Raw genomic sequence first — 25,260 nt, forward strand, 5'->3', positions numbered from 1 at the left:
GCCCTACTCGGCCGAGGACAGCGCCGCCACGAACCGCCTCGCGATGGTGCGCTCGATGTCGTCGGGGACGGGCTGCGCGCCGGCCGGGAGCTCGGCCGCGCGCGTCGCGACCCGCTCCAGCGAGAGCGTCTGCAGGAGGAAGCCGAGATCCATCGACTCGATCGAGTTGCCCTTCGGCTCGCGCCCGGCCAGGTTGAACATCCTGCCGTCCGCGATGAGGACCACGTGGCGGCCGCTGGGGAGGTCGATCCGCTCGACGGAGTCGATGATCTCGCGGGACCCGGTCGCCGCGGCTCGGAGGCCGGCCACGTCGATCTCCCACGGGAAGTGACCGCAGTTGGCGAGGACGGCACCGTCATGCATCCGCTCGATCTGCTCCACCGGGAGCACCCCGGGGTGGCCGGTCGCGGTGATGAACACGTCCCCCCACTCGGCGAAGTCGTCGATCGAGCCCACCCGATAGCCGTCGAGCGCGGCCTCGAAGGCCTTGAGCTCGTCGACCTCCACGACGGCGACCCGGCCGCCCAGGGCCCGCAGGTACTGGGCGACTCCGCGGCCGCACCAGCCGTAGCCGAAGACCACGAAGCGACGGCCGGGCACCATGAGGTTCGTGATGCGCATGAGGCTCTCGACGACGGACTGGCCGACGGCGTGCCGGTTCTCGCCGATCGCCTTGAGCATGCTGTCGTTGATCACGATCACCGGGAACGGGACCCGCCCGGCGAGCTCGCCGTCGTCGCGGAGGCGGAGGCCGCCGGACGTCGTCTCCTCCGTGCCGCCGAGCACGGTGGCGGCGGTGCCGCGCGCCACCAGACCCGCGACGAGGTCGGCGCCGTTGTCGAGCACCATGTCGAAGCCGGAGTCGAGCACGTGGGCGAGGTTGGCGTGGTGCTGGTCGAGGTCGTCGTCGCGACGCCCCACGATCTCGATGCCCGGGAGGGTGTTGAGGTAGGCGACCACGTCATCCTGCGTCGAACCGTGGTTGCCGGTGCCGATGAGCTCCGCCCCGCCCGCGGCGAGGGTCTCGACGAGCACCGCCGTCTTCGGCTCGACGTGCAGCGACATGCCGATGCGACGGCCCGCGAACGGCCTGGTGACGCTCAGCTCGTCACGAGCGGCGGCGAGGAGGGCCATGCGGGAGCGGATCCAGTCGACGCGTGCGGCGCCCTGGGCAGCGAGATCGGTCATGACCGCACTCTACACATATGAAGCTCGCTTTCATATATGCAATCCACGCTAGGATGGCGTCGTGCCGACGAAGATCATCCTCGACTGCGACCCGGGCCACGACGACGCCATCGCGATGCTGCTCGCCCACGGCGACCCCTCGATCGAGCTGGTCGCCGTGACCACGGTCGTCGGCAACCAGACGCTCGAGAAGGTCACGCGCAACGCCCTCTCGGTCGCCACCGTCGCCGGCATCACGGGCGTCCCCTTCGCCGCCGGATGCGCGCGGCCGCTGGTCCGCGAGGTGGAGGTCGCGCCCGACATCCACGGCGACTCGGGGCTCGACGGGCCGGAGCTGCCCGCACCCGCCTTCGAGGTCGACGGGCGCCACGCCGTCGACCTCATCATCGAGACCGTGCTCGCGCACGAGCCGGGCACGATCACGCTCGTGCCCACCGGCGGGCTCACCAACATCGCGCTCGCCGCGCGCAAGGAGCCGCGGATCGTGCCGCGCGTCCGCGAGGTCGTGCTGATGGGCGGCGGCTACCACGGCGGCAACTGGTCGGCGACGAGCGAGTTCAACATCATCATCGACCCGGAGGCCGCCCACATCGTCTTCAACGAGGCCTGGCCGGTCACGATGGTCGGTCTCGACGTCACCCACCAGGCGCTGGCGACCCCGGACGTCGTGTCGCGCATCCGCGCCCTCGACACCTCGCCGGCTCGGTTCGTCGTCGAGCTCCTCGAGTTCTTCGGAGCGACGTACCTCGAGGCGCAGGGCTTCGAGCATCCGCCCGTGCACGACCCTGTCGCGGTGGCGCGCGTGATCGACCCGAGCATCGTGCGGACGGTGCCGGTGCCGCTCGACGTCGAGCTGTCCGGGGCGCTCACGCTCGGCATGACGGTGGCCGACTTCCGCCGACCCGCACCCGAGGGCTGCACCACCTCCGCCGCCGTGGGCCTGGACCACGGCGGGTTCTGGGACCTGGTGGTGCGCGCCCTCGAGCGCATCGGCGAGCCGGTTCGGTAGGTTCCGTAACCCGTCAGCCCCGGCTCACGTCGTGCAGGTGGTGCACGGGGTCGTGGAGGAAGTACTGCGCCAGGGTCTCGACGGTGAACGCCGAGCCGTCGCTGCGGAGCCCGGTCCGCTGCCGTGCGTCGTCGGGGACGGCGGCGAGCGCCTCGGCCATCTCGTCGGCCGCGGCGGTCAGCTCGGCCGAGACGACCGCCGGATCCTGCTCGCGGTAGCGATCCTCGATCGCGGTCGCGTCCTGGTCCCAGTTCTCGAAACGGGGTGCCTCCTCCGCGAGCATGAGCCGGAGCCGTTCGCGGAAGACCCGGAACACGTCGCGCACGTGTGCGGCGTACTCGAGGTCGCTCCAGGTGGCGTCGTCCGGCCGCTCGCGTACATCCTCTCGCTCGAGGACGGACGGCCACGCCGCCGCGTTCTCGCGCAGCAGCGCGGGCACCTCGACGAGATCGACGGCGGAGGCGTCGAACCCGCACTCGGGGCACTCGCGTTCGAGCACCCACGTCCAGTTCTTCGTGTCGGGCGTGATGGGCATGCTCTCACGCTAGGCGCGCGCCCGTCGTCCCTCCACCGACTTCCTGCCACCCACCCACGATCCAGTGCTCACTTTCGGCACCACCTCGGCACGGGTGGGGCCCTGAAGTGAGCGCTCAGTGGACCTGACGGCGCGTGAGCCCCGCGCTGCGCAGGTCAGTCGACGCGCGCGGCGACCAAGGGGCGGGCGGGGATCTCGGTGCCGGCGGGGGCGATCTCCCACGCGCCCTCCACGGCCTCGAGAGCGCGGGGGAAGCGGGCGGCGTCGTCGGCGAGCAGGGTGAAGAGCGGCTGCCCCGCCACGACCTCGTCACCGGGCTTCGCGTGCAGGTCGACGCCGGCCGCGTGCACGACGGGGTCGCTCATGCGGGCGCGGCCCGCGCCGAGCCGCCAGGCCGCGATGCCGAACGGCAGCGCATCCTGACGCACCAGCACGCCGGAGGACGGGGCGGTGACGACGTGGGTCTCCTGCGCGACCGGCAGCGGAGCATCCGGATCGCCGCCCTGCGCCGCGATGGCGCGGCGCCAGGTGTCCATCGCCCGACCGTCGTCGAGGGCGGCCTCGACGTCGGCATCGGGCTGGCCCGCCAGCCGCAGCATCTCCCGAGCGAGGGCCAGCGTGAGCTCCCGGACGTCGGCGGGCCCGCCGCCGGCGAGCACCTCCACCGACTCGCGCACCTCGTTGGCGTTGCCGATCGCGAGGCCCAGGGGCACGTTCATGTCGGTGAGCAGCGCCGTGGTCGCGACCCCGGCGTCGTTGCCGAGGTCGACCATCGTGCGGGCGAGCTCGAGCGCGCGGTCGTAGTCCTGCATGAACGCGCCCGATCCGAACTTCACGTCGAGGACCAGGGATCCGGTGCCCTCGGCGATCTTCTTCGACATGATCGAGGACGCGATCAGCGGGATGGCCTCCACCGTGCCCGTCGTGTCGCGCAGGGCGTAGAGCTTCTTGTCGGCGGGGGCGAGCCCCGATCCCGCGGCGCAGATGACGCCGCCCACGTCGCGCAGCTGCGCGAACATCTCCTCGTTGGTGAGGGAGGCGCGCCAACCGGGGATCGACTCGAGCTTGTCGAGCGTGCCGCCGGTGTGACCGAGGCCGCGTCCGGAGAGCTGGGGCACCGCGACGCCGAAGGAGGCCACGAGGGGCATCAGCGGCAGGGTGATCTTGTCGCCCACTCCCCCGGTCGAGTGCTTGTCGACCGTCGGCTTCCCGAGCGTGGAGAAGTCCATCCGCTCCCCCGACGCGATCATCGCCAGGGTGAGGTCGCGGATCTCGGATCGTGTCATCCCGTTGAGCAGGATCGCCATCGCGAGCGCGGCCATCTGCTCGTCGGTGACGTAGCCGCGCGTGTACGCGTCGACCAGCCAGTCGATCTCCGGGGTGGTCAGCGTGCCGTGATCGCGCTTCGTGCGGATGAGGTCGACGGCGTCGAAGGCCTCGGTCATGGTGCAATCCCTCGTTCTCGTGTCTGGTGATCCGTCACTTTCCGCCAGTGTCGGGCCCGCGCACTGTCCGAAAGTGACGGATCAGCGTGGGGCTGGACGGGCGGTGCGCTACTCGGCGACCGACTCCGCCCGGTACTCCTGCAGTGTGCGGGGGCCGAACGCATCGGGGATGACCTCGTCGATGGTCTTGATCCCCGAGACCGTCTCGAGCAGCATCCCCTCCGCCGAGTGCTCGAAGAGCAGCTGGCGGCAGCGGCCGCAGGGCATGAGCGCGTCGCCGTGCCCGTCGACGCACGTGAACGCGACGAGCTTCCCGCCCCCGGTCATGTGCAGCGTCGAGACCAGGGTGCACTCGGCGCAGAGGGTCAGGCCGTAGGAGGCGTTCTCCACGTTGCAGCCGGAGATGACGCGGCCGTCGTCGACGATCGCGGCGACCCCGACGGGGAACTTCGAGTAGGGGACGTACGCCTTCTCCATCGCCTCGAGGGCGACGGCGCGCAGCGAGTCCCAGTCGACATCCGTGCGATCCATGGGGTGCTCCTATCTGCTGGCGTACGGTATGCCGGATGCGGCCGGCCCGCGGACGCGTCCCACCAGCCCCGCGACCGCGACGATGGTGACCACGTACGGCAGCATCAGCATGAACTCGCTCGGGACCGGCGAGCCGATGACGCCGAGCACGTACTGCAGGTTCGTCGCGAAGCCGAACAGCAGGGCGGCCAGGGTGGCTCGGATGGGGTCCCACCGTCCGAAGATCACGGCGGCGAGGGCGATGTACCCCATGCCCGCGGTCATCTCCTTCTGGAACGAGCCCACCGATCCGAGGGTGAAGTACGCCCCGCCGAGGCCGGCGATCGCACCGGCGAGCGCGACGTTCCAGAACCGGGTGGTGTTGACCTTGATGCCGACCGTGTCGGCGGCCTGCGGGTGCTCGCCCACCGCGCGGAGCCGGAGGCCCCACTTGGTGTGGAACAGCCCGATGTAGACCGCGGCGACGGCGATGTACACCAGGTAGACGATGATCGTCTGCCGGAAGAGCGTCGGCCCGATGATGGGGATCTGCGACAGCAGCGGGATCTCGATCACGTCGAACCGCGGCGGGGAGTTGAGCAGCGGCGCGTCCTCGGTGAGGACCGTCGAGTACAGGAACGAGGTCAGGCCGGTGACGAGGACGTTGAGCACGACCCCGACGATGACCTGGTCGACCCAGTACTTGATGGAGAACGCGGCGAGCACGAACGACACCAGCATGCCCGCGATGATCGCGCCGATGAGGCCCACGTAGGGGTTGCCGACGACGGAGGCGATGACCGCGGAGACGAACGCGCCGCCGAGCAGCTGACCCTCGATCGCGACGTTGACCACACCGACGCGCTCGGAGATGACGCCGCCGAGGGCACCGAACACGAGCGGCACCGAGAGGCCGACCGTGCCGATGAGGAGGCCCGGCACCGGCAGCGTCTGCCCCGCCGCGGCCCAGGTGAGGAAGGCGACGAGGAACAGCACGGCGAAGATCGCCGAGTACCACAGGCGCACCTTGCGCGCCGAGGCGACGAGGTAGAACGACAGCAGCGCGAGCGCGACGAGCACGATCGAGAGCACGATGCCGGTCCCGCGCGTGGGCAGCACCGCCTGCGGCAGCTGGATCACGTCGCTGTCGGTGGAGAGCCGGAAGGTCGTGTCGCCGTCGCGCCCGAAGACGATGAACAGCAGCACCGAGGCCACGGCGAAGATCGCGAACGCGATGGGCGCCTTCCAGGAGCGCACCACGACCTGCTGCGCCGGATCGATCGGGGCGTCGGGGTGGTTGTGCTCGGTCGGCGGGACACCCGCATCCGATGCCAGGTTGTGGGTCGAGACGTTCTCGCTCACTGTGCCGCCACCGCCTTCTGCGCGCGCGCCTTCTGCTTCTTGGGTCTGGTCGGAGCCGACGGGTCGGGCAGCCTGAACACGGCCCGCACCAGCGGCGGCGCCGCGATGAACAGCACGATGAGCGACTGCACGACGAGCACGATGTCGATCGGGATGCCCTCCGCGGCCTGCATCGAGAACCCGCCCGCCTTGAACGCACCGAACAGGATGCCGGCGACGAAGATGCCCCACGGCTTCGACCGGCCCAGCAGGGCGACGGTGATCGCATCGAAGCCGATGCCCGCATCCACACCCGAGGTGAACCCGGCCTTCTGCGGGCCGAGCACCTGGGAGACGCCGGCCAGGCCGACCAGCGCGCCGGAGATGAGCATCGCGTACACGTACATGTTCTTGACGTTGATGCCCGCGACGCGAGCCGCGTTCGGGTTGATGCCCACGGCCTTGAACTGGAAGCCCAGCGCGGACTTGTTGAGCAGCCACCACGCGAAGACCGTCGCCGCGATCACGAGGACGAACCCGAACGTGAGGTTGAACTGCGGACCGAGGATGGGGAAGAACGTCGCGGTGTCGTCCAGCGGCGGCGACTTGGGGTTGTTCGAGCCCGGCGCCTGGAGGATCGGAGTGCGCAGCAGGTACGACACCAGGTAGAACGCGACGTAGTTGAGCATGATCGTGACGATCACCTCGTGGGCGCCGGTGCGGGCCTTGAGGAGCCCGACGATGCCGCCCCAGATGCCGCCGCCGATGAGGCCGGCGAGCACGGCGAGCACCATGTGGAGCCCGTACGGCAGGTGGAACGTGAAGCCCACCCACCCGGCGCATGCCGCCGCGATGATCATCTGGCCGCGGCCGCCGATGTTGAACAGGCCGACGCGGAACGCGAGCCCCACACCCAGGCCCGCGGCGATCAGCGGCGTCGCGAACGTCAGCGTCTCGGTGAACGGCTTGATCTGGGAGAGGAAGTCGCCGCGCTTGGGGTTGAAGATCGCCCCCTGGAAGAGCGAGACGTACGCCCCCGACACCGAGTCCCAGATGGCGGCCAGGGTGTCGCCCGGGCGCGCGAAGAAGTACTGCGACGCGGCCTGGACGTTCTCGTCGGTCACCGCGATCAGGATGCCGCCGGCGATCATCGCCAGCACCACCGCGAGGATCGAGATCATCACCGACCCGCCGACGATCTCGGTGAACGCCCTCCGCCAGCGCGACGGCGGCTCGACGGCCTCGGTCGACGACGTCGGGGCGGTGCCGGTCGCGGGTGCGGTCGCCGAGCTCGCGGCGGCCGTGTCGGGCTGGGGGGAGACCTCCGTGGTGGAGGTGGCGTCGTCGGAGCCCGGGGTGATGGGCTCCTCCTGAGCGCCTCCGAGGTCGTGGCGGGTGCCGTCGCTCACGCGATGATCCCTTCGGTGTCTGCCGGCGTCGCCGCCGAGAGGTGGAGGTCGGCCGGCGGGGCCTCGCCCGCCATCATGAGGCCGAGGATGTCGCGCGGCGTGTTCCCGGGCACGATGCCCACGATGCCGCCTCGGTACATCACGGCGATGCGGTCGGCGAGCGCGACGACCTCGTCGAGCTCAGTGGAGACCACGATCACCGGGATGCCCTCGTCGCGCGTGGCGACGATGCGCTTGTGCACGAACTCGATCGAGCCCACGTCGATGCCTCGCGTGGGCTGCGCGGCCACGAAGAGCCGGAGCTCGCGGCTGAGCTCGCGCGCCAGCACGACCTTCTGCTGGTTGCCGCCCGAGAGACGGCCCACCGGGGTGTCGATGCCCTGCGAGCGCACGTCGAACTCACGCGACTTCTCGGTCGCGAAATCCCGCAGGTACTTCTCCTGCACGGTCCCGGCCTTGACGAAGGGCTTGCCCTCGGCGCGGTCGAGCATGAGGTTCTCCGCGATGGTGAACTCGCCGACGAGGCCGTCCTCCTTGCGGTCCTCGGGCACGAACCCGACGCCCGCCTCGAGGATGCGACGCACAGAGAGGCCGCGCAGCGACGCCCCGTCGAGCGACACCTCGCCGGTCACACGCTCCTGGAGGCCCAGCAGCGCCTCGGTGAGCTCGGTCTGCCCGTTGCCCTGGACGCCCGCGATGGCGAGGATCTCGCCGCCCTTGACGTCGAACGAGACGTCGTCGACCACGATCTGCCCGCGAGGGTCGATCACCGAGAGGTTCTCGACCACGAGGGCGTTGGAGGTCAGGCGCGGCGCCTCCTTCTGCACGGTCAGCTCCACGGAGCGGCCCACCATGAGGGCGGCCAGCTCGGCGTTGGATGCGGTGGGCTCGGCCTCGCCGACCACCTTGCCCAGGCGCACCACGGTGATGCGGTCGGCGACCTCGCGGACCTCGCGGAGCTTGTGGGTGATGAAGACGATGGCGGTGCCCGACGCCTTCAGCTGACGCATGATCTCCATCAGCTCGTCGGTCTCCTGCGGCGTGAGCACCGCGGTGGGCTCGTCGAACACGAGCACCTTCGCATCGCGGGACAGCGCCTTGATGATCTCCACGCGCTGCTGCACGCCGACCGGGAGATCCTCGACCAGGGCGTCGGGATCGACGTCGAACCCGAACCGGTCGCTGATCTCGCGGACCCGCTTGCGGGCCGCGCCGACGTCGAGCCGCCCGCCGAAGCCGGTCTGCTCGTGCCCGAGCATCACGTTCTCGGCCACGGTGAAGACCGGGATGAGCATGAAGTGCTGGTGGACCATGCCGATGCCGGCGTTCATGGCGTCTCCGGGCCCGGAGAACTGCTGGACCACGTCGTCCAGCAGGATCTCGCCCTCGTCGGCCTGGTAGAGGCCGTAGAGCACGTTCATGAGCGTCGACTTGCCGGCGCCGTTCTCGCCGAGAAGGCAGTGGATCTCGCCCGGTTCGACCGTCAGATCGATGTGGTCGTTCGCGGTCAGGGCACCGAAACGCTTCGTGATGCCCCGTAGTTCGAGCTTCATAGCCTCACCCTATCCATCGGGTCGTGGGAAGTCTGTCGTGGAAAGAAGAGGTCGGGAGAACCAGCGATGCTGGCTCCCCCGACCTCGTGTGCGCTGGACGCGCCGGATCGTCAGCCGACGAGCGACGACGGCGACTCGACCTTGATCGAGCCGTCGATGATGCCCTTCTTGATCTCGTCGAGCTTCGACTGCAGGTCCGACGGGACCTTCGACTCGAAGTCGTGGAACGGCGCGATGCCGACGCCGTCGTTCTCGAGCGTGCCGACGAACGGCTCAGCCGAGTAGTCGCCCTCCGCCGCGGCCTTCACGACGTCCTCCGTGCCGACCTTGACGCCCTTGAGCACCGAGGTGAGGAAGAGGTCCTTGAGGTCGGGAGCGGTGTCGTAGTTGTCGGAGTCGACGCCGATGAGGGCGATGTCCTTGCCGGAGTCGCGGATCGCCTCGCCTGCGGAGAGGAAGATCGGTCCACCCACGGGGAGGATCACGTCGGCGCCCTGGTCGATCAGACCCTGGGCCGCGGTCTTGGCCTCGACGCCGGCGGCGAAGCCACCGGTGAAGGAGCCGGTCTGCGACGCGACGTCCCAGCCGACCGTCTTGACGGACGCGCCGTTCTGCTCGTTGTAGTACTTCACGCCGTCGGCGAAGCCGTCCATGAAGATGGTGACCGACGGGATCTGGATGCCGCCGAAGGTGCCGACGGTGCCGGTCTTCGAGTAGGCGGCGGCGGCGTAGCCGGCGAGGAACGCGGCCTGCGAGGTCTCGAACGTGATCGGCTTGACGTTGGAGGCGTCGATCGACGCGTCGTCGATGATCGCGAAGTTCACGTCGGGGTTGGCCTCGGCGGCGGCCTTGGTGGCGTCGGCGAGGAGGAAGCCGACCGAGATCACCAGGTTGCAGTTCTGCGAGATCAGCTGGTCGATGTTGGGAGCGAAGTCGGTGTCGCCGGACGACTCGACCGTGATCGGCTTCACGCCGAGCTCGTCACCGGCCTCGATGATGCCCTCGTAGCCGGCCTGGTTGAACGACTTGTCGTCGAAGCCGCCCGAGTCGGAGACCATGCAGGGCAGGAAGTCGCTCGAGGCGGCCGCGGTGCCGGTCGAGGAGCTGTCGGACGGTGCGGATGCGCAACCGGCGAGCAGCGCGGCCACACCGAAGGTGGCGACGCCGACGATGCCGGCGCGACGCAGGGTGATGCTCAAGATGAATCCTCCAAAGTGAGGCCCTGCGCGCACGCAGGGGCTGTGTGGGAGTACACGTTACCCAATGTGACGCCGCGCGTCAGACCTCCCGACGAGGTCGAGGAGCAAGAGTTACAAACCTGCGATCACCACGTAATCTGCGCGAAATGTCTGCGCGAAGCGCAGCCATCCGCACCGGATCTGCTGGTAGTGGGGAGGCCGCGCACGAACCCGGCTCAGGGCGTGCTCGGCGACTGCACCACGATCGTGCCGGCCACGATCTGCTTCTCGAGGTCCTTGAGCTCGGCGTCGAGGTCCGCGCTCACCTCCGGCTCCAGCGAGTGGTACGGAGCGAGACCGACGCCGCCGTTCGCGAGCGTCCCGACGTAGGGCGTGTTGTCGAACGAGCCGTCCTCGTCGTCGCCGACGATCGACACGACGGCGTCACCGGTGTTCTTCATGACGCTGGTCAGGATGATCGGGCGGTACTCGGCCGGGAGGGTGTCGTATCCGTCGTTGTCGACCCACACGATGAGCACGTCGCCGGAGTCGAGGGCGGCGGACGCGGCGCCCTCGCCGACCTGCCCCGCCACGGGGAGGATGACGTCGGCGCCCTGGTCGATGAAGCTCTGCGTGACGGTCTTGCCCTTGTTGATGTCCTCGAAGTCGCCGGTGAAGACGCCGTCCTGCGCGGCCTTGCTCCAGCCGAGCAGCTGCACCGAGGTGCCGTGGTCGGCGTTGTAGCGGTCGACGCCGTCCGAGAACCCGTCCATGAAGAGGGTGACCGGGGGCTGGTTGCCGCCGCCGAACGTCGCGACCTTGCCGGTCTTCGTCACCCCGGCCGCGAGGTAGCCCGCGAGGTAGGCGGCCTGGGCGGTGTCGAACACGATGGGCTTCACGTTCGGGGCGTCGACGGTCTCATCGACGATCGCGAAGTGGGTGTCCGGCGAGGCGGTCGCCGCGTCGAGGGTGGCCTGGGCGAGCTCGTAGCCGACGGTCAGGACGAACCCGCATCCGCTCTGCACCGCCTGGTCGACGTTCGGCGCGAGGTCGTTCTCGCCGGTCGACACCAGGACCTGCGCGTCGATGCCGAGCTCCTGCTGCGCCTTCTCCAGGCCCTCCCAGCTCGACTGGTTGAAGGAGCGGTCCTCGAGACCGCCCGAGTTGGTGACCATGCGGGCGCAGTACGCGTCGTCGCCCGCCTGCGTGGCCGTGGCCGACTGCTCCGCGGTGGGCGCGGGTGCGCAGCCCGCGAGGGCGAGCGCCCCCACCGCGACGAGCACTCCGGCCAGTCGTCGTGCCCCTGCGGCGCCGATGCCCTGCCGTGACGTCATGGTCTTCCTACCTCCGTGATGCTGTGGTCGATTCTGCCGTGATCGGATGCGCGCGGCACTCCCCGAGCGGCGCGCGACGGGTCAGAGCACGTCGCCGGAGCCGCCTGCGCGGAGCGCGTCGACGACGGACTTGACCCGCTGGGCGTTCTCGCTGGTGGTGACCAGCAGCGCATCCGGGGTGTCGACCACGACGATGTCGGTCACCCCGATCAGCGAGATCACCCGCTTGGACTGCGACACGACGATCCCGCTCGAGGCGTCCGCCAGGACACGCGCGTTCTTGCCCAGGATGGCCAGCTCGCTGCCCCGACCGCTGCTGTGCAGCTTCGCGATGGACGCGAAGTCCCCGACGTCGTCCCACTCGAACTCCCCGGGGATGACGGCCAGCGCGCCGTCCTTCGCCGCGGGCTCGGCGACCGAGTAGTCGATGGCGATCTTCTTCAGGCGAGGCCAGACACGGTCGACGACGACCCCGCGCGACGGGGTGTCCCACGCCGCGGCCAGCTCCTGGAGCCCGGCGAGAAGCTCCGGCTCCGACTTCCCGAGCTGCTCGAGCAGGCGGTCGGCGCGCGCGATGAACATCCCGGCGTTCCAGAGGTGCTTGTTCGACCGCAGGTAGCGCTTGGCGGTGGCCAGGTCGGGCTTCTCGACGAACTCCTCCACCCGTCGCGCCCCGTGCGCTCCCGGGATGTCGAGCGTCCCGGCCGTCTTGATGTAGCCGAAGCCGACGGCCGGCTCGGTGGGCGCGATCCCGATGGTGGCGATGTAGCCCGCGTCGGCCGCCAGCACGGCTCGGCGCACCGTCTCGCGGAAGGCGTGTCCGTTGGCGATGACGTGGTCGGCGGCGAACGATCCGATGATGACGCCGGGCTCGCGGTGCTCGAGGATCGCCGCGGCGAGGCCGATGGCGGCGGTGGAGTCGCGCGGATCGCTCTCGAGGACGATGTTCGAGTCGGTGAGTTCGGGCAGCTGCTCCTCCACGGCGGCGCGGTGCGCGCGGCCCGTGACGACCATGATCCGCTGCTCGCCGGACAGGGGCGCGAGCCGCTCCCAGGTGTCGCGGAGCAGGCTCCGCCCGGAGCCGCTGAGGTCGTGGAGGAACTTCGGGGCATCCGCCCGGGAGAGCGGCCAGAGGCGCGAGCCGATGCCGCCTGCAGGGATGACGCTGTAGAAGCGATCGAGTGCGGTTGCTGCGTCGGTCATGCTGCTGAGCCTAGCGATCGGGCCTGACCGTCCGCGGATGGCCACCGACACGACACCGGGCGGCCACCGGTCCGCCACCTCCGATTCCTAGCGTCGGGGACATGCGAGTCGCGATCGTGACCGAGAGCTTCCTCCCCACCGTCAACGGCGTCACCAACAGCGTCTGCAAGGTGCTCGACCACCTCGCCGACCGCGGCCACGAGGCCATCGTCATCGCCCCCGCCGCGGGCGCGCCCGCCTCCTACCGCGGCTTCCCCGTCCACGAGGTGCCGGCCCTGGCCTACCGCCAGTTCCCCGTCGGCATCCCGAGCCCGCAGGTCGCTCGCGCGATCGAGCGGTTCCGTCCCGACGTGCTGCACGCGGCCTCCCCGTTCGTCCTCGGACCCCAGGCGATCGCGGCGGCGAACCGGCTGGGCGTGCCGTCGATCGCGGTCTTCCAGACGGACATGGCCGGCTACGCCCGGCGCAACGGGCTCGGCGCCTCGGGCTCCCGCGTGGCCTGGCGGTACATCAAGTGGATCCACGACGGCGCGACCCTCACGCTCGCCCCCTCGACGGCCTCGCGCCGCGACCTCGAGCGGGCGGGCGTGCACCGCATCGCCCTCTGGGGTCGCGGGGTCGACCTCGTGCGCTACCACCCGAACAACCGGATGCGACCGACCGCGTCCGCTCTCTCATCGCTCCTGGCGGGCGCCGAGGAGGACGTCGTGGTCGGCTACGTCGGCCGGATCGCGCCGGAGAAGCAGGTCGAACGCTTCGCCGCGCTGCGCGGGATGGAGGGGGTGCACGTCGCGATCGTGGGCGACGGCCCGAGCGACGAGAGGGTCCGCCGCGCCCTGCAGGGCGTGCCCACCACCTACCTCGGCCGGCTGTCGGGCGACGACCTCGCCGACGCCTACGCCGCCTTCGACGTCTTCGCCCACACCGGGACCGAGGAGACCTTCGGTCAGACGCTCCAGGAGGCCCACGCCTCCGGCCTGCCCGTCGTCGCCCCCGCCAGCGGCGGCCCGCTCGACCTCGTCGAGCACGGGGTGAACGGGTACCTCTTCGACCCGAGGAGCCCCTCGGACTTCCGGATGCACGTGGCCGCCCTGGTGGACGATCCGGCGATGAGGAGCAGGATGGGCGAGGCGGGCCGCCGCGCCGTGATCGCCCGCTCCTGGGCCTCCGTGTGCGACGAGCTGATCGGGCACTACGAGGCCGTCGCGGGCCGAGCGGCTGCTCGGAAGCGCACTCCGGCGCGCTCACAGGCGTGAATACCCTGGCGTATTCGTGGGCCTCTCGGCCAGCATCCGCGCGGGTTGCCCGCATCCGACCCCCTGTATACAGATAAGGCACGCCTTACAAGCGGTTCCCGCGACGGGCGCGTACACTGAGCGAGATCGTCCGATCCGGCTCCGCTCCCCCAGAGGGCGGCACGACGGCGTCTTCCCAAGCCAAGGAGGGTTGTTCATGCCTGAGAACTCGGCAGGAACGATGACACCCAGACGGCCCGCCGGCACCCTGTATCGGGGTCGCGAGGGCATGTGGTCGTGGGTGCTTCACCGCATCACCGGAGTCGCGATCTTCTTCTTCCTGTTGGTGCACGTGCTCGACACCGCGATGGTGCGGATCGCGCCGGGCGCCTACGACGCGGTGATCTCGACGTACAAGAACCCGATCATGGGGCTCGGCGAGACCGCCCTCGTCGCCGCGATCGTCTTCCACGCGTTCAACGGCATCCGCATCATCCTGATCGACCTCTGGTCGAAGGGCGCGAAGCACCAGCGCCTGATGTTCTGGATCGTGATCGGCCTGTGGGCGGTGACGATGCTCGGCTTCGCGCCGCGCCACCTGATCAACGTCTTCAGCGAGATGGGGCACTGACATGGCGACCACGATCGACGCCCCTCGCGCCCCGTACTCCTCCGCTCCCCGTCATCGCGGGATCAACTGGGAGAAGTGGGGATGGGTCTACATGCGCGCCTCCGGCGTCGTGCTGCTGATCCTCATCTTCGGCCACCTCTTCGTCAACCTGATGCTGGGCGACGGCATCAAGGCCATCGACTTCGCCTTCGTCGGCGGCAAGTGGAGCGACCCGTTCTGGCAGTGGTGGGACGTCATCATGCTCTGGCTCGCCTTCATCCACGGCGGCAACGGCATGCGGACGATCGTCAACGACTACGCCACGCGCCCGGCGATGCGCACCATCCTCAAGGGCGCGATCGCCGTCGCGGTCGTCGTCCTCATCGTGCTCGGGACGCTCGTCGTCTTCACCTTCGACCCCTGCCCCGCCAACGGACTGCCGAGCGAGCTCCCCGACTTCTGCTCGACGCTCTAGCCGCTTCCGCCCGGGACCCCGTACTTCAAGTGAGTGAGCCAGTGACCGAATACGCAGACGGTGCCGTCGTCGACGGCGTGCACTACCACCAGTTCGACATCGTGATCGTCGGCGCCGGCGGCGCCGGGATGCGCGCGGCGATCGAGGCCGGCCCCAAGGCCAAGACCGCCGTCATCTCGAAGCTCTACCCCACCCGCTCCCACACCGGCGCGGCGCAGGGCGGCATGGCTGCCGCGCTCGCCAACGTCGAAGAGGACAGCTGGGAGTGGCACACCTTCGACACCGTCAAGGGCGGCGACTACCTCGTCGACCAGGACGCGGCCGAGATCCTCGCCAAGGAGGCGATCGACGCCGTCATCGACCTCGAGAACATGGGTCTGCCGTTCAACCGCACGCCCGAGGGCAAGATCGACCAGCGCCGCTTCGGCGGGCACACCCGCGACCACGGCAAGGCGCCCGTCCGCCGGGCCTGCTACGCGGCCGACCGCACGGGCCACATGATCCTCCAGACGCTGTTCCAGAACTGCGTCAAGCTCGGCATCAACTTCTTCAACGAGTACTACGCGCTCGACCTGGTCATGACCGAGGTCGACGGGGTCAAGAAGCCCTCGGGCGTCGTGGCCTACGAGCTCGCGACCGGTGAGATCCACGTCTTCCAGGCGAAGGCGATCATCTTCGCCACCGGCGGCTTCGGCAAGATCTACAAGACCACCTCGAACGCGCACACCCTCACGGGCGACGGCGTCGGCATCATCTGGCGGAAGGGCCTGCCGCTGGAGGACATGGAGTTCTTCCAGTTCCACCCCACCGGTCTCGCCGGCCTCGGCATCCTGCTCACCGAGGGCGCCCGAGGCGAGGGTGCGATCCTCCGCAACGCGTCCGGTGAGCGCTTCATGGAGCGCTACGCCCCCACCATCAAGGACCTCGCGCCCCGCGACATCGTCGCGCGGTGCATGGTGCAGGAGGTGGCCGAGGGCCGCGGCGCCGGCCCGCACAAGGACTACGTGCTCCTCGACTGCACCCACCTGGGCGCAGAGGTGCTCGAGACGAAGCTGCCCGACATCACGGAGTTCGCACGCACCTACCTCGGCGTCGACCCCGTGGTCGAGCCGGTGCCCGTCATGCCCACTGCGCACTACGCGATGGGCGGCATCCCCACGAACATCAAGGCGGAGGTGCTGAGCGACAACGACACCGTCGTCCCCGGCCTCTACGCCGCCGGCGAGTGCGCCTGCGTCTCCGTCCACGGCTCGAACCGCCTCGGCACCAACTCGCTGCTCGACATCAACGTCTTCGGCAAGCGCAGCGGCAACAACGCCGCGGAGTACGTCCAGACCGTCGACTTCACCCCGCTGCCGCCGAACCCGGCCGAGGCGATCGTGTCCCTCGTGGCCTCGCTGCGCGACTCGAACGGCACCGAGCGGATCGCCGCCATCCGCAAGGAGCTGCAGGACGAGATGGACAAGAACGCGCAGGTGTTCCGCACCGACGAATCGCTCGCCGCCGTCACCGAGACCATCCACGGACTGCGCGAGCGGTACAAGAACATCCAGGTGCAGGACAAGGGCAAGCGGTTCAACACCGACCTGCTCGAGGCGATCGAGCTCGGGTTCCTGCTCGACCTCGCCGAGGTCGTCGTCTTCTCGGCGCGCAACCGCCAGGAGAGCCGCGGCGGCCACATGCGCGACGACTTCCCGAAGCGCGACGACGAGAAGTACATGAAGCACACCATGGCCTACCTCACCGGCGATCCCCACTCCGCCGATGCGGCCGACCACATCACGCTCGACTGGAAGCCCGTCGTGGTGACGCGCTACCAGCCGATGGAGAGGAAGTACTGATGTCGACTGCCGTGCTCGAGAACTCATCCGCTCCGACGCCCGAGGCGCCGGTCGAGGCGTTCACCGTGACGCTCATCATCCGGCGCTTCGACCCCGACAAGGACTCCGAGCCGCGCTGGGAGGACTTCGACGTCCAGATGTTCGCGACCGACCGCATCCTCGACGCCCTGCACAAGATCAAGTGGGAGCAGGACGGATCGCTCACCTTCCGTCGGTCCTGCGCGCACGGCATCTGCGGGTCGGATGCGATGCGCATCAACGGGCGCAACCGCCTGGCCTGCAAGACCCTCATCAAGGACCTCGACATCACGAAGCCCATCTACGTGGAGGCCATCAAGGGCCTGCCGCTGGAGAAGGACCTCATCGTCGACATGGAGCCGTTCTTCGCCTCCTACCGGGAGGTGCAGCCCTTCCTCCAGGCCAACTCGGCCCCGGAGAAGGACAAGGAGCGCATCCAGTCCGTCGCCGACCGCGCCCGCTTCGACGACACCACCAAGTGCATCCTCTGCGCCGCGTGCACCTCGTCGTGCCCGGTGTTCTGGACCGACGGCCAGTACTTCGGGCCCGCCGCCATCGTCAACGCGCACCGCTTCATCTTCGACTCGCGCGACGACGCCGCCGACGTGCGCCTCGACATCCTCAACGACAAGGAGGGGGTGTGGCGCTGCCGCACCACCTTCAACTGCACCGAGGCCTGCCCCCGCGGCATCCAGATCACCCAGGCCATCGCCGAGGTGAAGCAGGCCGTCCTCCGCGGCCGCCGCTAGCCGCCCCCGGCCCGGCTCCGGCGCACCCGCGCCGCGCGTCCCGCGCCCCGGGCGCCGGGTCGGCCGTCCCACCCACCCGCACCGGCCGTTTTCAGGAACTACGCCCGTTCTCAGGACACATCGTCCGGAGAACGGGCGTTTTCCGTGTTGCGTCCTGAGAACGGACGTGCGGGCTGAGGCGAGAGCGGTCCTGCACAGCGCGGCGGTCCGCGTCCTGTGTCCACAGCGCGCCGGGCGGAGCCCCGCTCTCGGCTCTCGTGCGCGACCGTGGGTCCGTGTCCAGGACTCCTCACTCGCACGTCTGGAGCGTCGCGCAGCTCCGCTCCGCCGGTCTCACGAAGGCTCGCCTCTCGGGGACGGTGGCGTCCGGGCAGCTCGTGCGCGTCCGGCGCGGGTACTACGCCGGGCGAGACGCTGATTCGGAATGCGTCCTCGCCGTGCGGGTCGGCGGTCGTCTCACCGGCCCCAGCGCGCTCCGGAGGTTCGGATGCTGGGTGCCGCCGGACGAGCGCCTCCACGTGTCCCTCCGGGCCAACTCCTCCCGATTGCGGTCGATCGAGGGGCGGGCGGTCGTCCATCACTGGACCTCGGCGCTGTCCTCGCACCGCATCGGAGGGATCGTGGGCGACGACGTCGGGACACTACCGCTGTTGCAAGCCCTCGACGACTTCCTCGCCCACGCCGCCCTCCCCCACGCTGTCGCCGCGATGGACTCCGTGCTGCATGAACGCCTCGCGTCGCCGGTCGCACTCCGCGATGCCGTCTCGGCTCTTCCCGACCGCATCCGAGCGTGGCACGACCTCTGTGATGCGCGCGCGGAGTCCGGGCTCGAGTCCATCGCCCGGGTCGGGCTCCGCGCGGCCGGACTGGCCGTCGAGCCCCAGATCGTCGTCGGGCGGGCGCGACTCGACCTCCTCGTCGAGGGCCGCCTGGCCATCGAGCTGGACGGCAAGGACGGCCACGACGGACCGGGGGCGTTCGAACGCGATCGGCGGCGCGATGCCGCGGTCCTCCTCGAGGGCATCCCCACGCTCCGGTTCAGCTTCGCGCAGGTCATGTACGAGTGGGACACCGTGCGCGCCGCCGTCTTCGCCGCTGGGGCAGATGCAGGCTTGACACCAGCCGGTACACGTGGTTGGTTAACTACATGAGTAATGAACCCACGAGGGGTTGCGGCCGTGGATGACTCGCGGCCGATCTTCGTTCAGATCGCGGAGCTGATCGAGAACGACATCATCGGCGGGCAGCTGCCCGAAGAGACCCAGGTTCCCTCGACCAACGAGTTCGCGGCGTTCCACCGCATCAACCCGGCGACGGCCGGGAAGGGCGTGAACCTGCTCGTCGACGAGGGCATCCTCTACAAGAGAAGGGGCATCGGCATGTTCGTCGCCACCGGGGCGCGGGATCGGCTCGTGGCCAAGCGCCGCGACCAGTTCCAGACCGACTTCATCCGCCCGCTCATCACCGAGGCCGCCAAGCTCGGGATCGGCGAGGCCGCACTGCTCGACATGATCCGCAAGGAGACAGACGCATGACCGCCATCGTCCAGGTGCAGGGACTCACGAAGCGCTTCGGCAGCGTCACCGCCGTCGACGACGTGTCGTTCGAGATCCAGGAGAACACCATCACCGGGCTGCTCGGCCGGAACGGCGCGGGCAAGACCACGGTGATGAACCTGCTCACCGGTCAGGACTTCGCCACCCGCGGAGACATCCGCGTCTTCGGTGCGAGCCCGGTCGAGAACCCCCAGGTGCTGCAGAACCTCTCCTTCATCAAGGAGAGCCAGAAGTACCCTGACGACTTCCGTCCGAAGCACGTCTTCGCCAGCGCGCCGTGGTTCTTCCCGAACTGGGACGCCGAGCTCGCCGCACGCCTCGTCGACGACTTCCGGCTCCCGGTCGACCGGCGCATCAAGAAGCTCTCGCGGGGGCAGCTCAGCTCGGTCGGCGTCATCGTGGGTCTCGCGTCGCGCGCTCCGCTGACGTTCTTCGACGAGCCGTACCTGGGCCTGGATGCGGTGGCACGCCAGATCTTCTACGACCGCCTCCTCGAGGACTACGGCGAGCACCCGCGGACCGTGATCCTCTCCACGCACCTGATCGACGAGGTGTCGAACCTGCTCGAGAACGTCCTCGTGATCGACCAGGGCCGGATCATCATGGATCAGGACACCGAGTCCCTGCGCGGGTCGGCGGCGACCGTCGTCGGCACGCGGGCCGCGGTCGACGCCTTCGTCGAGGGCCGCGAGGTGCTCGCCCGCGACGGCATCGGCGGCCTCGCCTCCGTCACCGTCACCCGCCTCGACGACCGCGATCGGGCCGCGGCCGCGAGCGCCGGCCTCGAGCTCTCCCCCGTGTCGCTGCAGCAGCTCATCGTGCAGCGCACCCGCGCCCAGATCACCACCGACGACTTCACCGACCAGCTCGAGGAGAAGAGCGCATGACCACCGTCACCGAGGCGCGGCAGAGCACTGCCGGCCGCAGTCCCCGCCGCATCCTGGCCGTGATGCGCCTGCAGTACGTCAACCGCATGAACGTCTTCGTCGTGCCGTGGATCGTCCTCGCGTTCGTGCTCGCCATCAACGTCGCGATCTGGCTCATCGTCTTCTCGAACGTCGGCGAGGCCGATCGGGCGGATGCGCAGCAGGGCATGCAGTGGTCCGGCGCGTCGTTCTACGTGTTCGTCTACATGGCTGTGATCGCGGCGCAGGCGATCGTGTACACGTTCCCCTTCGCACTCGGCTTCTCGACGACGCGGCGCGACTACTACCTGGGTACCGCCCTCGCCTTCCTCGGCCTCGGCGTGCTCTACGCCGCCGCGATGACCCTGCTGGCGTGGATCGAGCAGCTGAGCGACGGCTGGGGCCTCGGCGGCATCATGTTCACGGCCGTCTACTTCGGCGGCCCGGATGCGCCGGTCTACGTCCGGTTCTTCGTCTTCCTGTCGCTGTTCCTGTTCTGCCTGTTCCTCGGATCGACCATCTCGGCGATCTGGATGCGGTGGCGGGTGTACGGCATGCTCGTCTTCGGCGCCGCCGTCGCGATCGTGGTGCTCGGGCTCATCGCCCTCTTCACGTTCACCGGCTCGTGGGGCCTGGTCGGCGACTGGTTCGCCACGAACGGCGCGGTCGGGATGGCGCTCTGGCTCCTCATCCCCACGCTGATCGCCGCCCTCTCGGGCTACTTCATCCTGAGCAGGGCGACCCCCAGGGGCTGACCCTCCGGCGTCACACGAGGAGCTGGTGCTTGGCCAGGTCGCGGTAGAGCGTCACGGTCGACACCAGCTCCGAGTGCGTCCCGATGCCGACCACACGGCCGTGGTCGAGCACGACGATGCGGTCGGAGTCGACCACGGTCGACAGCCGGTGGGCGATGACGACGAGCGTGCGGTCCTCGGCGACTGCGTCGATCGCCTCGCGCATCATCTGCTCGTTGACCCCGTCGAGGCTCGACGTCGACTCGTCGAGCAGCAGCACGGGAGGCGCCGCGAGGAGTGCCCGCGCGATCGCGAGCCGCTGCCGCTCACCGCCCGAGAGCATGACGCCGTCCTCCCCCACCGGGGCGTCGAGCCCGTCGGCCGAGCGGGAGAGGACCTCGCCGAGGTTGACCGCCTGCAGCACCCGGACGCAGTCGTCGTCGGAGGCGGTGGGCGAGCCGAGGAGGAGGTTCTGGCGGATGCTCCCGGCGAGCACGGGCGCATCCTGCTCGACGTAGCCGATCTGCGAGCGCAGCTCGGTGCGGTCGAGCGACCGCACGTCCACTCCGGCGAACCTCACGGCGCCGCCCTGCGGGTCGTAGAAGCGCTCGATGAGGGCCAGGACGGTCGACTTGCCGGCACCGGAGGGTCCGACGATGGCTGTGCGGCGGCCGCGCTCGGCGACGAACGAGACGCCGTGGAGCACGCCGGTCTCAATGTGCTCCTCGACCGGGTCCTGGTCGTCGGACGCGCCGCGGGTGCTGCGCTCGTCGTAGGCGAACACCACGTCGTCGAACTCGATGGCGGGTGTGCCGGGCGTCGAGGCCCCCGCCGCCGGGAGCGCGACGAGCGGAGCGAGGGCGCGGTCGTCCTGACCCTCCGAGGGCAGGTCGACGATCTCCTGGATGCGCCCCAGCGCTCCCAGCGCCTGGTTCACGGAGTTGATGGCCCCGAACGCCTGACCCAGCGGCATGATCATCATGAACAGGAACAGGATGAACGACACCAGGCTGGCGACCGTGATCGCCCCGGAGGCGACGCGGTAGCCGCCCACCCCGAGCACCACGAGGAACGACACCTGCAGCGCGATGAAGGAGATCGGCACCACGAGCGCCGAGATCTTCGCGACCGCGACACCGGCGGTCCAGGCGCCCTGCGCATCCTTCTCGACCGCGGCGATCTCGCGGTCCGTGGCGTTCGCGGCGCGGACGGTGCGGATGGCTCCGATCACGCGCTCGACGGACGCGGCGAGGTCGCCGACCTTCTCCTGCTGCCGGCGGCTCGCCGCCCGCAGACGACCGCTGATGAGCACGACGGTGACCACCGCGACGGCCACGACGAGCACGGTGAGCCCGAGCAGCACCGGGTCGATGAGCGCCATGGCGATGAGGGCGCCGACGAACACGAGCACACCGCCCACCGCATCCACGAGGCCCTGCGTGATGACGGCGTAGAGGAGCGTGGTGTCGCTGCCGACGCGCGAGACGAGGTCGCCGGTCCGGCGCATGTCGAACTCCGCGATCGGCAGGCGCAGCATCCGTCTGACGAGCTGTCGGCGAGCGGAGAGCACCACGGAGGTGCCGGTCCGCTGCAGCAGGTAGTGCTGGAACCCGTTGACGAGGCCGGAGAGGACGACGAGGCCGATGAGCGCCCACACGATCCAGCCGAGCGGATCACCGTTCTCGACGACGGTGATCACCTGGCTGACGAGCAGCGGCTGCCCGAGGCTCGCGCCCGCGCCGAGGATGCTCAGCGCGATGACGACGGCGAGCGCCCTCTTGTGCTCGAGGAGGAACGGCAGCAGCTGCGAGAAGCGGGCCCGTGGCCCGTCGTCGGGCGTGCGGCGGGCGAAGGGACTGCGCGAGCGCGGGGCCCGCTCGGCGGTGGATGTCGACATGCTGCTCCTAGGCTAACGCCGCTGATCCCGTGTGTCCGCCGTGCTCATCCATGCCGAAGCCCCGCCGGACGCGAGGCGTGCGACGGGGCTCCGAGGAGGCATCGGAAGGGGCCGGCTACGACTGGTAGTCGACGTCGCGGGTGTCCTTCGAGATGTACAGCGCGGCGAGGGTGATGAGGCCCATCAGGCTGAGGTAGTTGCCGACGAGCGCGGTGCTGCCGTTCGCCGCCTGCCAGAGGGCCACGGCGATGAACGGAGCGACCGCGGCACCGAGGATGCTCGCGACGTTGTACGAGATCGCGGATCCGGTGTAACGCACGTTCGTCGGGAAGAGCTCGGGCAGCACCGACCCCATCGGCCCGAAGGTCAGACCCATGAGCGTGAAGCCGATCACCAGGAGGGCCATGGTGCCGACGAAGCCCGCCGAGAACAGCGGCACGAACAGCAGACCGAACGCGACGATGCCGACGGTGGTCCAGAACAGGGTGTTGCGACGGCCGAAGCGCTCGGCGAGCGGACCGGCGATCAGGGTGAAGATGCCGAAGAACACGCAGCCCACGACGAGCATGATGAGGAAGTCGTTGCGCGAGTATCCGAGCCCCGGCACGGCCGCATCCGTCTTCGCCGTGCCGTACGTGAGCGTGAACGTGGTCATCAGGTAGAACAGCACGTACGTGGCGAGCATGATGAACGTGCCCAGGATGAGCGGACGCCAGCTGGTCTTGAACACCGACGCCAGCGGGACCTTCGCGACCTCGCCCTTCTCGACGACCTTCTGGAAGGCGGGCGTCTCGACGAGGCGGAAGCGCACGTAGAGGCCGACGATGACGAGGACCGCCGAGACGAGGAACGGCACGCGCCATCCCCACGCCTGGAAGTGCTCGGCGTCGAGCGTCGTCGAGAGCACCAGGAACACGACGTTCGCGATGATGAAGCCGATCGGGGCGCCCAGCTGCGGGAACGTGCCGTAGATCGCGCGGCGGCCCTTCGGGGCGTTCTCGGTCGCCAGCAGCGCCGCGCCGCTCCACTCGCCGCCGAGGCCGAGGCCCTGGCAGAAGCGCAGCACCACGAGGATCGCGGGGGCCGCGAACTGCCACCCCGGGACCTGCGCGGTGGGCAGGCAGCCGATCAGCACCGTGGCGACGCCCATCGTCAGCAGCGAGGCGACGAGGGTCCGCTTCCGTCCGATCCGGTCACCGAAGTGGCCGAAGAGGATCGAGCCGATCGGTCGTGCGACGAAGGCGGCGCCGAACGCCGCGAACGACGACAGGAGCGCCGTCGTGGGGTCGGTGTTCGGGAAGAACAGCGCCGGGAAGACGAGGACGGCCGCGGTGGCGTAGACGTAGAAGTCGTAGAACTCGATCGAGGTGCCGATGAGGCTGGCCAGGATCACGCGGCCGCGGGTGTTCACGGGTGCGGCCTCGGCCACGGCGGCGGTGGGATCGTCGATGGTGGGGGTGGACATGCAGGGGGCTTTCACGCGAGAGGAGAGGCGTAGGAGACGAGCACGCCGGTCTGGCGCTGCGGGTGCCGACGGTGGCGGAAGAAGGGCGAGGATCGCTCGCGACCTGAAAGTCTACGCCCGATCATGGGATGCTGTGACGCGGGTCGCACCGAGCTAGGGAGCAATCAGGGCATGGGTAGGGTCATCGTCGTCGGGTCGTTGAACATCGACGCCATCGTGCACGTGGAGCGGCATCCGTCGCCCGGGGAGACGCTGCTCGGCAGCGACCTCGAGACCCGCTTCGGCGGCAAGGGGGCCAATCAGGCGGTCGCGGCGGCGCGAGCCGGCGCGAGGGTGTCGATGATCGGTCGCGTGGGCGACGACGCCCAGGGCGACGAGTACCTCCGGCGGCTCGAGTCCTTCAAGATCGACACCTCCTTCTGCCGCCGCTCGACCGGCGTCTCCACCGGTCACGCCGCGATCGCCGTGGCCGCCGACGGGGAGAACACGATCATCGTCTCGCCCGGCGCCAACGGCAGGGTGAGCGTGGGCGACCTCGCGCCGCTGTCGTCCCTCACCGCCGACGACGTGGTGCTCGCCTCGCTGGAGGTGCCGCTCGACGTCGTCGAGGAGGCGACGCGCCGCGCGTCCGCCGCCGGCGCCCGGGTCGTCCTCAACCTCGCGCCGTACGCCTCGCTCGACCCCGAGGTCCTCGACCTCGCCGACCCGGTCGTGGTGAACCAGCACGAGGCCGAGCTGCTCGCCGCCGACGGACGCTCCCCGCGCTCGGTGCTCGTCACCTCCGGATCGGCGGGGTCGCGCTGGGGCGACGACGAGGTCCCGGCCACGCGCGCGGACGAGGTGATCGACACCACGGGAGCCGGCGACACCTACTGCGGCACGCTCGCGGCCGGGCTCGCCGCCGGGCTCTCGCCGCACGACGCGATGGAGGCGGCCAGCTCCGCCGCCGCGCTCAGCGTGGGCTGGCAGGGCGCGCAGCCCTAGGCTGCCGCCCGCGGACGGGACGCCGCGGCCCGCCGAGGGGCCGCGGCCCGTCGAGCCCCGCGGCCCGCCGAGGGGCCGCAGGCCGC

Annotated in this window: 23 protein-coding genes; 11 read left to right on the forward strand and 12 right to left on the reverse strand. The window is 69.8% G+C overall.

From position 1 onward, the window contains the following. Window positions 1-3: 3 nt before the first annotated feature. A complete protein-coding gene (locus IEX69_RS06045; protein ID WP_085020171.1) occupies window positions 4-1,188 on the reverse strand; it encodes an adenosylhomocysteinase in 1,185 nt (394 codons plus the stop codon). 61 nt (window positions 1,189-1,249) lie between these two features. Here IEX69_RS06045 and uriH point away from each other — a divergent pair, with 61 nt between their 5' ends. Further along, on the forward strand, window positions 1,250-2,197 hold the full coding sequence (gene uriH, locus IEX69_RS06050; RefSeq protein WP_157127214.1) for a uridine-preferring nucleoside hydrolase UriH: 948 nt from the start codon (window positions 1,250-1,252) through the stop codon (window positions 2,195-2,197). Between the two features lie 13 nt (window positions 2,198-2,210). Here the strand turns inward: uriH and IEX69_RS06055 are convergent, their stop codons facing one another. The 9 genes from IEX69_RS06055 to IEX69_RS06095 all read right to left on the reverse strand — a co-directional run bounded on the left by IEX69_RS06055 (window position 2,211) and on the right by IEX69_RS06095 (window position 12,705). Beyond that, the gene (locus IEX69_RS06055; protein WP_085020172.1) at window positions 2,211-2,732 is read right to left on the reverse strand and encodes a DinB family protein; all 522 of its coding nucleotides are present in this window, start codon (window positions 2,730-2,732) and stop codon (window positions 2,211-2,213) included. Window positions 2,733-2,887: 155 nt separating this feature from the next. Continuing rightward, a complete protein-coding gene (locus IEX69_RS06060) occupies window positions 2,888-4,177 on the reverse strand; it encodes a thymidine phosphorylase (RefSeq protein ID WP_085020173.1) in 1,290 nt (429 codons plus the stop codon). A gap of 108 nt (window positions 4,178-4,285) precedes the next feature. Then, window positions 4,286-4,708 carry a cytidine deaminase gene (locus IEX69_RS06065; protein ID WP_085020174.1) on the reverse strand — a complete coding sequence of 141 codons (423 nt, stop codon included), beginning with the start codon at window positions 4,706-4,708 and terminating at the stop codon, window positions 4,286-4,288. 9 nt (window positions 4,709-4,717) lie between these two features. Further along, window positions 4,718-5,968: an ABC transporter permease gene (locus IEX69_RS06070; protein ID WP_085021513.1), complete on the reverse strand. Its 1,251-nt coding sequence runs from the start codon at window positions 5,966-5,968 to the stop codon at window positions 4,718-4,720. Between the two features lie 77 nt (window positions 5,969-6,045). After that, window positions 6,046-7,437: an ABC transporter permease gene (locus tag IEX69_RS06075; protein ID WP_229756247.1), complete on the reverse strand. Its 1,392-nt coding sequence runs from the start codon at window positions 7,435-7,437 to the stop codon at window positions 6,046-6,048. Beyond that, window positions 7,434-8,990 carry an ABC transporter ATP-binding protein gene (locus tag IEX69_RS06080; protein WP_085020177.1) on the reverse strand — a complete coding sequence of 519 codons (1,557 nt, stop codon included), beginning with the start codon at window positions 8,988-8,990 and terminating at the stop codon, window positions 7,434-7,436. The genes IEX69_RS06075 and IEX69_RS06080 overlap by 4 nt, the downstream gene beginning before the upstream one ends. 110 nt (window positions 8,991-9,100) lie before the next feature. Then, window positions 9,101-10,189: a BMP family lipoprotein gene (locus IEX69_RS06085; RefSeq protein ID WP_085020178.1), complete on the reverse strand. Its 1,089-nt coding sequence runs from the start codon at window positions 10,187-10,189 to the stop codon at window positions 9,101-9,103. Between the two features lie 215 nt (window positions 10,190-10,404). Continuing rightward, the gene (locus tag IEX69_RS06090; protein WP_085020179.1) at window positions 10,405-11,502 is read right to left on the reverse strand and encodes a BMP family lipoprotein; all 1,098 of its coding nucleotides are present in this window, start codon (window positions 11,500-11,502) and stop codon (window positions 10,405-10,407) included. An 81-nt stretch (window positions 11,503-11,583) separates the two neighbouring features. Next, window positions 11,584-12,705 (reverse strand): mannose-1-phosphate guanylyltransferase, encoded by a 1,122-nt coding sequence (locus tag IEX69_RS06095; protein ID WP_085020180.1) that lies wholly within the window; start codon window positions 12,703-12,705, stop codon window positions 11,584-11,586. 101 nt (window positions 12,706-12,806) lie between these two features. Here IEX69_RS06095 and IEX69_RS06100 point away from each other — a divergent pair, with 101 nt between their 5' ends. From IEX69_RS06100 to IEX69_RS06140, 9 genes are all read left to right on the forward strand, one after another. Continuing rightward, window positions 12,807-13,961 (forward strand): glycosyltransferase family 4 protein, encoded by a 1,155-nt coding sequence (locus IEX69_RS06100; protein WP_085020181.1) that lies wholly within the window; start codon window positions 12,807-12,809, stop codon window positions 13,959-13,961. Window positions 13,962-14,157: 196 nt separating this feature from the next. Next, entirely contained in the window at window positions 14,158-14,571 is a 414-nt protein-coding gene (gene sdhC, locus IEX69_RS06105; protein WP_085020182.1) for a succinate dehydrogenase, cytochrome b556 subunit, read from the forward strand. Between the two features lies 1 nt (window position 14,572). Then, window positions 14,573-15,025: a succinate dehydrogenase hydrophobic membrane anchor subunit gene (locus IEX69_RS06110; RefSeq protein WP_085020183.1), complete on the forward strand. Its 453-nt coding sequence runs from the start codon at window positions 14,573-14,575 to the stop codon at window positions 15,023-15,025. Between the two features lie 41 nt (window positions 15,026-15,066). Then, a complete protein-coding gene (gene sdhA, locus IEX69_RS06115) occupies window positions 15,067-16,866 on the forward strand; it encodes a succinate dehydrogenase flavoprotein subunit (protein WP_114704282.1) in 1,800 nt (599 codons plus the stop codon). Continuing rightward, entirely contained in the window at window positions 16,866-17,633 is a 768-nt protein-coding gene (locus IEX69_RS06120) for a succinate dehydrogenase iron-sulfur subunit (RefSeq protein ID WP_085020185.1), read from the forward strand. The genes sdhA and IEX69_RS06120 overlap by 1 nt, the downstream gene beginning before the upstream one ends. 275 nt (window positions 17,634-17,908) lie before the next feature. Continuing rightward, the gene (locus tag IEX69_RS06125; RefSeq protein WP_157127215.1) at window positions 17,909-18,784 is read left to right on the forward strand and encodes a type IV toxin-antitoxin system AbiEi family antitoxin domain-containing protein; all 876 of its coding nucleotides are present in this window, start codon (window positions 17,909-17,911) and stop codon (window positions 18,782-18,784) included. Window positions 18,785-18,787: 3 nt separating this feature from the next. Then, complete coding sequence (locus IEX69_RS06130; protein ID WP_085020187.1) at window positions 18,788-19,168, forward strand: GntR family transcriptional regulator; 381 nt, start codon at window positions 18,788-18,790, stop codon at window positions 19,166-19,168. Further along, a complete protein-coding gene (locus IEX69_RS06135; RefSeq protein ID WP_085020188.1) occupies window positions 19,165-20,076 on the forward strand; it encodes an ABC transporter ATP-binding protein in 912 nt (303 codons plus the stop codon). The genes IEX69_RS06130 and IEX69_RS06135 overlap by 4 nt, the downstream gene beginning before the upstream one ends. Then, the gene (locus IEX69_RS06140) at window positions 20,073-20,849 is read left to right on the forward strand and encodes a hypothetical protein (protein ID WP_085020189.1); all 777 of its coding nucleotides are present in this window, start codon (window positions 20,073-20,075) and stop codon (window positions 20,847-20,849) included. Before IEX69_RS06135 ends, IEX69_RS06140 begins: the two co-directional genes overlap by 4 nt. A 10-nt stretch (window positions 20,850-20,859) precedes the next feature. Here the strand turns inward: IEX69_RS06140 and IEX69_RS06145 are convergent, their stop codons facing one another. Together IEX69_RS06145 and IEX69_RS06150 are read right to left on the reverse strand one after the other, a co-directional pair. Beyond that, window positions 20,860-22,725 (reverse strand): ABC transporter ATP-binding protein, encoded by a 1,866-nt coding sequence (locus IEX69_RS06145; protein ID WP_085020190.1) that lies wholly within the window; start codon window positions 22,723-22,725, stop codon window positions 20,860-20,862. A 115-nt stretch (window positions 22,726-22,840) separates the two neighbouring features. Further along, a complete protein-coding gene (locus IEX69_RS06150) occupies window positions 22,841-24,190 on the reverse strand; it encodes an MFS transporter (RefSeq protein WP_085020191.1) in 1,350 nt (449 codons plus the stop codon). Between the two features lie 171 nt (window positions 24,191-24,361). Between IEX69_RS06150 and IEX69_RS06155 the strand changes: the two genes are divergently transcribed. Further along, on the forward strand, window positions 24,362-25,174 hold the full coding sequence (locus tag IEX69_RS06155; RefSeq protein WP_085020192.1) for a ribokinase: 813 nt from the start codon (window positions 24,362-24,364) through the stop codon (window positions 25,172-25,174). Window positions 25,175-25,260: the final 86 nt, after the last annotated feature.

It is taken from the genome of Cnuibacter physcomitrellae (assembly GCF_014640535.1).
Taxonomy (GTDB): domain Bacteria; phylum Actinomycetota; class Actinomycetes; order Actinomycetales; family Microbacteriaceae; genus Cnuibacter; species Cnuibacter physcomitrellae.

Excerpts from the sequence above, each read along its gene's own strand:
- IEX69_RS06045 (WP_085020171.1), bottom strand. The coding sequence starts at position 1,188 with ATGACCGATCTCGCTGCCCAGGGCGCCGCACGCGTCGACTGGATCCGC.
- IEX69_RS06055 (WP_085020172.1), bottom strand. The coding sequence starts at position 2,732 with ATGCCCATCACGCCCGACACGAAGAACTGGACGTGGGTGCTCGAACGC.
- IEX69_RS06060 (WP_085020173.1), bottom strand. The coding sequence starts at position 4,177 with ATGACCGAGGCCTTCGACGCCGTCGACCTCATCCGCACGAAGCGCGAT.
- IEX69_RS06065 (WP_085020174.1), bottom strand. The coding sequence starts at position 4,708 with ATGGATCGCACGGATGTCGACTGGGACTCGCTGCGCGCCGTCGCCCTC.
- IEX69_RS06080 (WP_085020177.1), bottom strand. The coding sequence starts at position 8,990 with ATGAAGCTCGAACTACGGGGCATCACGAAGCGTTTCGGTGCCCTGACC.
- IEX69_RS06090 (WP_085020179.1), bottom strand. The coding sequence starts at position 11,502 with ATGACGTCACGGCAGGGCATCGGCGCCGCAGGGGCACGACGACTGGCC.
- IEX69_RS06095 (WP_085020180.1), bottom strand. The coding sequence starts at position 12,705 with ATGACCGACGCAGCAACCGCACTCGATCGCTTCTACAGCGTCATCCCT.
- IEX69_RS06100 (WP_085020181.1), top strand. The coding sequence starts at position 12,807 with ATGCGAGTCGCGATCGTGACCGAGAGCTTCCTCCCCACCGTCAACGGC.
- sdhC (WP_085020182.1), top strand. The coding sequence starts at position 14,158 with ATGCCTGAGAACTCGGCAGGAACGATGACACCCAGACGGCCCGCCGGC.
- IEX69_RS06110 (WP_085020183.1), top strand. The coding sequence starts at position 14,573 with ATGGCGACCACGATCGACGCCCCTCGCGCCCCGTACTCCTCCGCTCCC.
- IEX69_RS06120 (WP_085020185.1), top strand. The coding sequence starts at position 16,866 with ATGTCGACTGCCGTGCTCGAGAACTCATCCGCTCCGACGCCCGAGGCG.
- IEX69_RS06130 (WP_085020187.1), top strand. The coding sequence starts at position 18,788 with ATGAACCCACGAGGGGTTGCGGCCGTGGATGACTCGCGGCCGATCTTC.
- IEX69_RS06135 (WP_085020188.1), top strand. The coding sequence starts at position 19,165 with ATGACCGCCATCGTCCAGGTGCAGGGACTCACGAAGCGCTTCGGCAGC.
- IEX69_RS06140 (WP_085020189.1), top strand. The coding sequence starts at position 20,073 with ATGACCACCGTCACCGAGGCGCGGCAGAGCACTGCCGGCCGCAGTCCC.
- IEX69_RS06145 (WP_085020190.1), bottom strand. The coding sequence starts at position 22,725 with ATGTCGACATCCACCGCCGAGCGGGCCCCGCGCTCGCGCAGTCCCTTC.
- IEX69_RS06150 (WP_085020191.1), bottom strand. The coding sequence starts at position 24,190 with ATGTCCACCCCCACCATCGACGATCCCACCGCCGCCGTGGCCGAGGCC.
- IEX69_RS06155 (WP_085020192.1), top strand. The coding sequence starts at position 24,362 with ATGGGTAGGGTCATCGTCGTCGGGTCGTTGAACATCGACGCCATCGTG.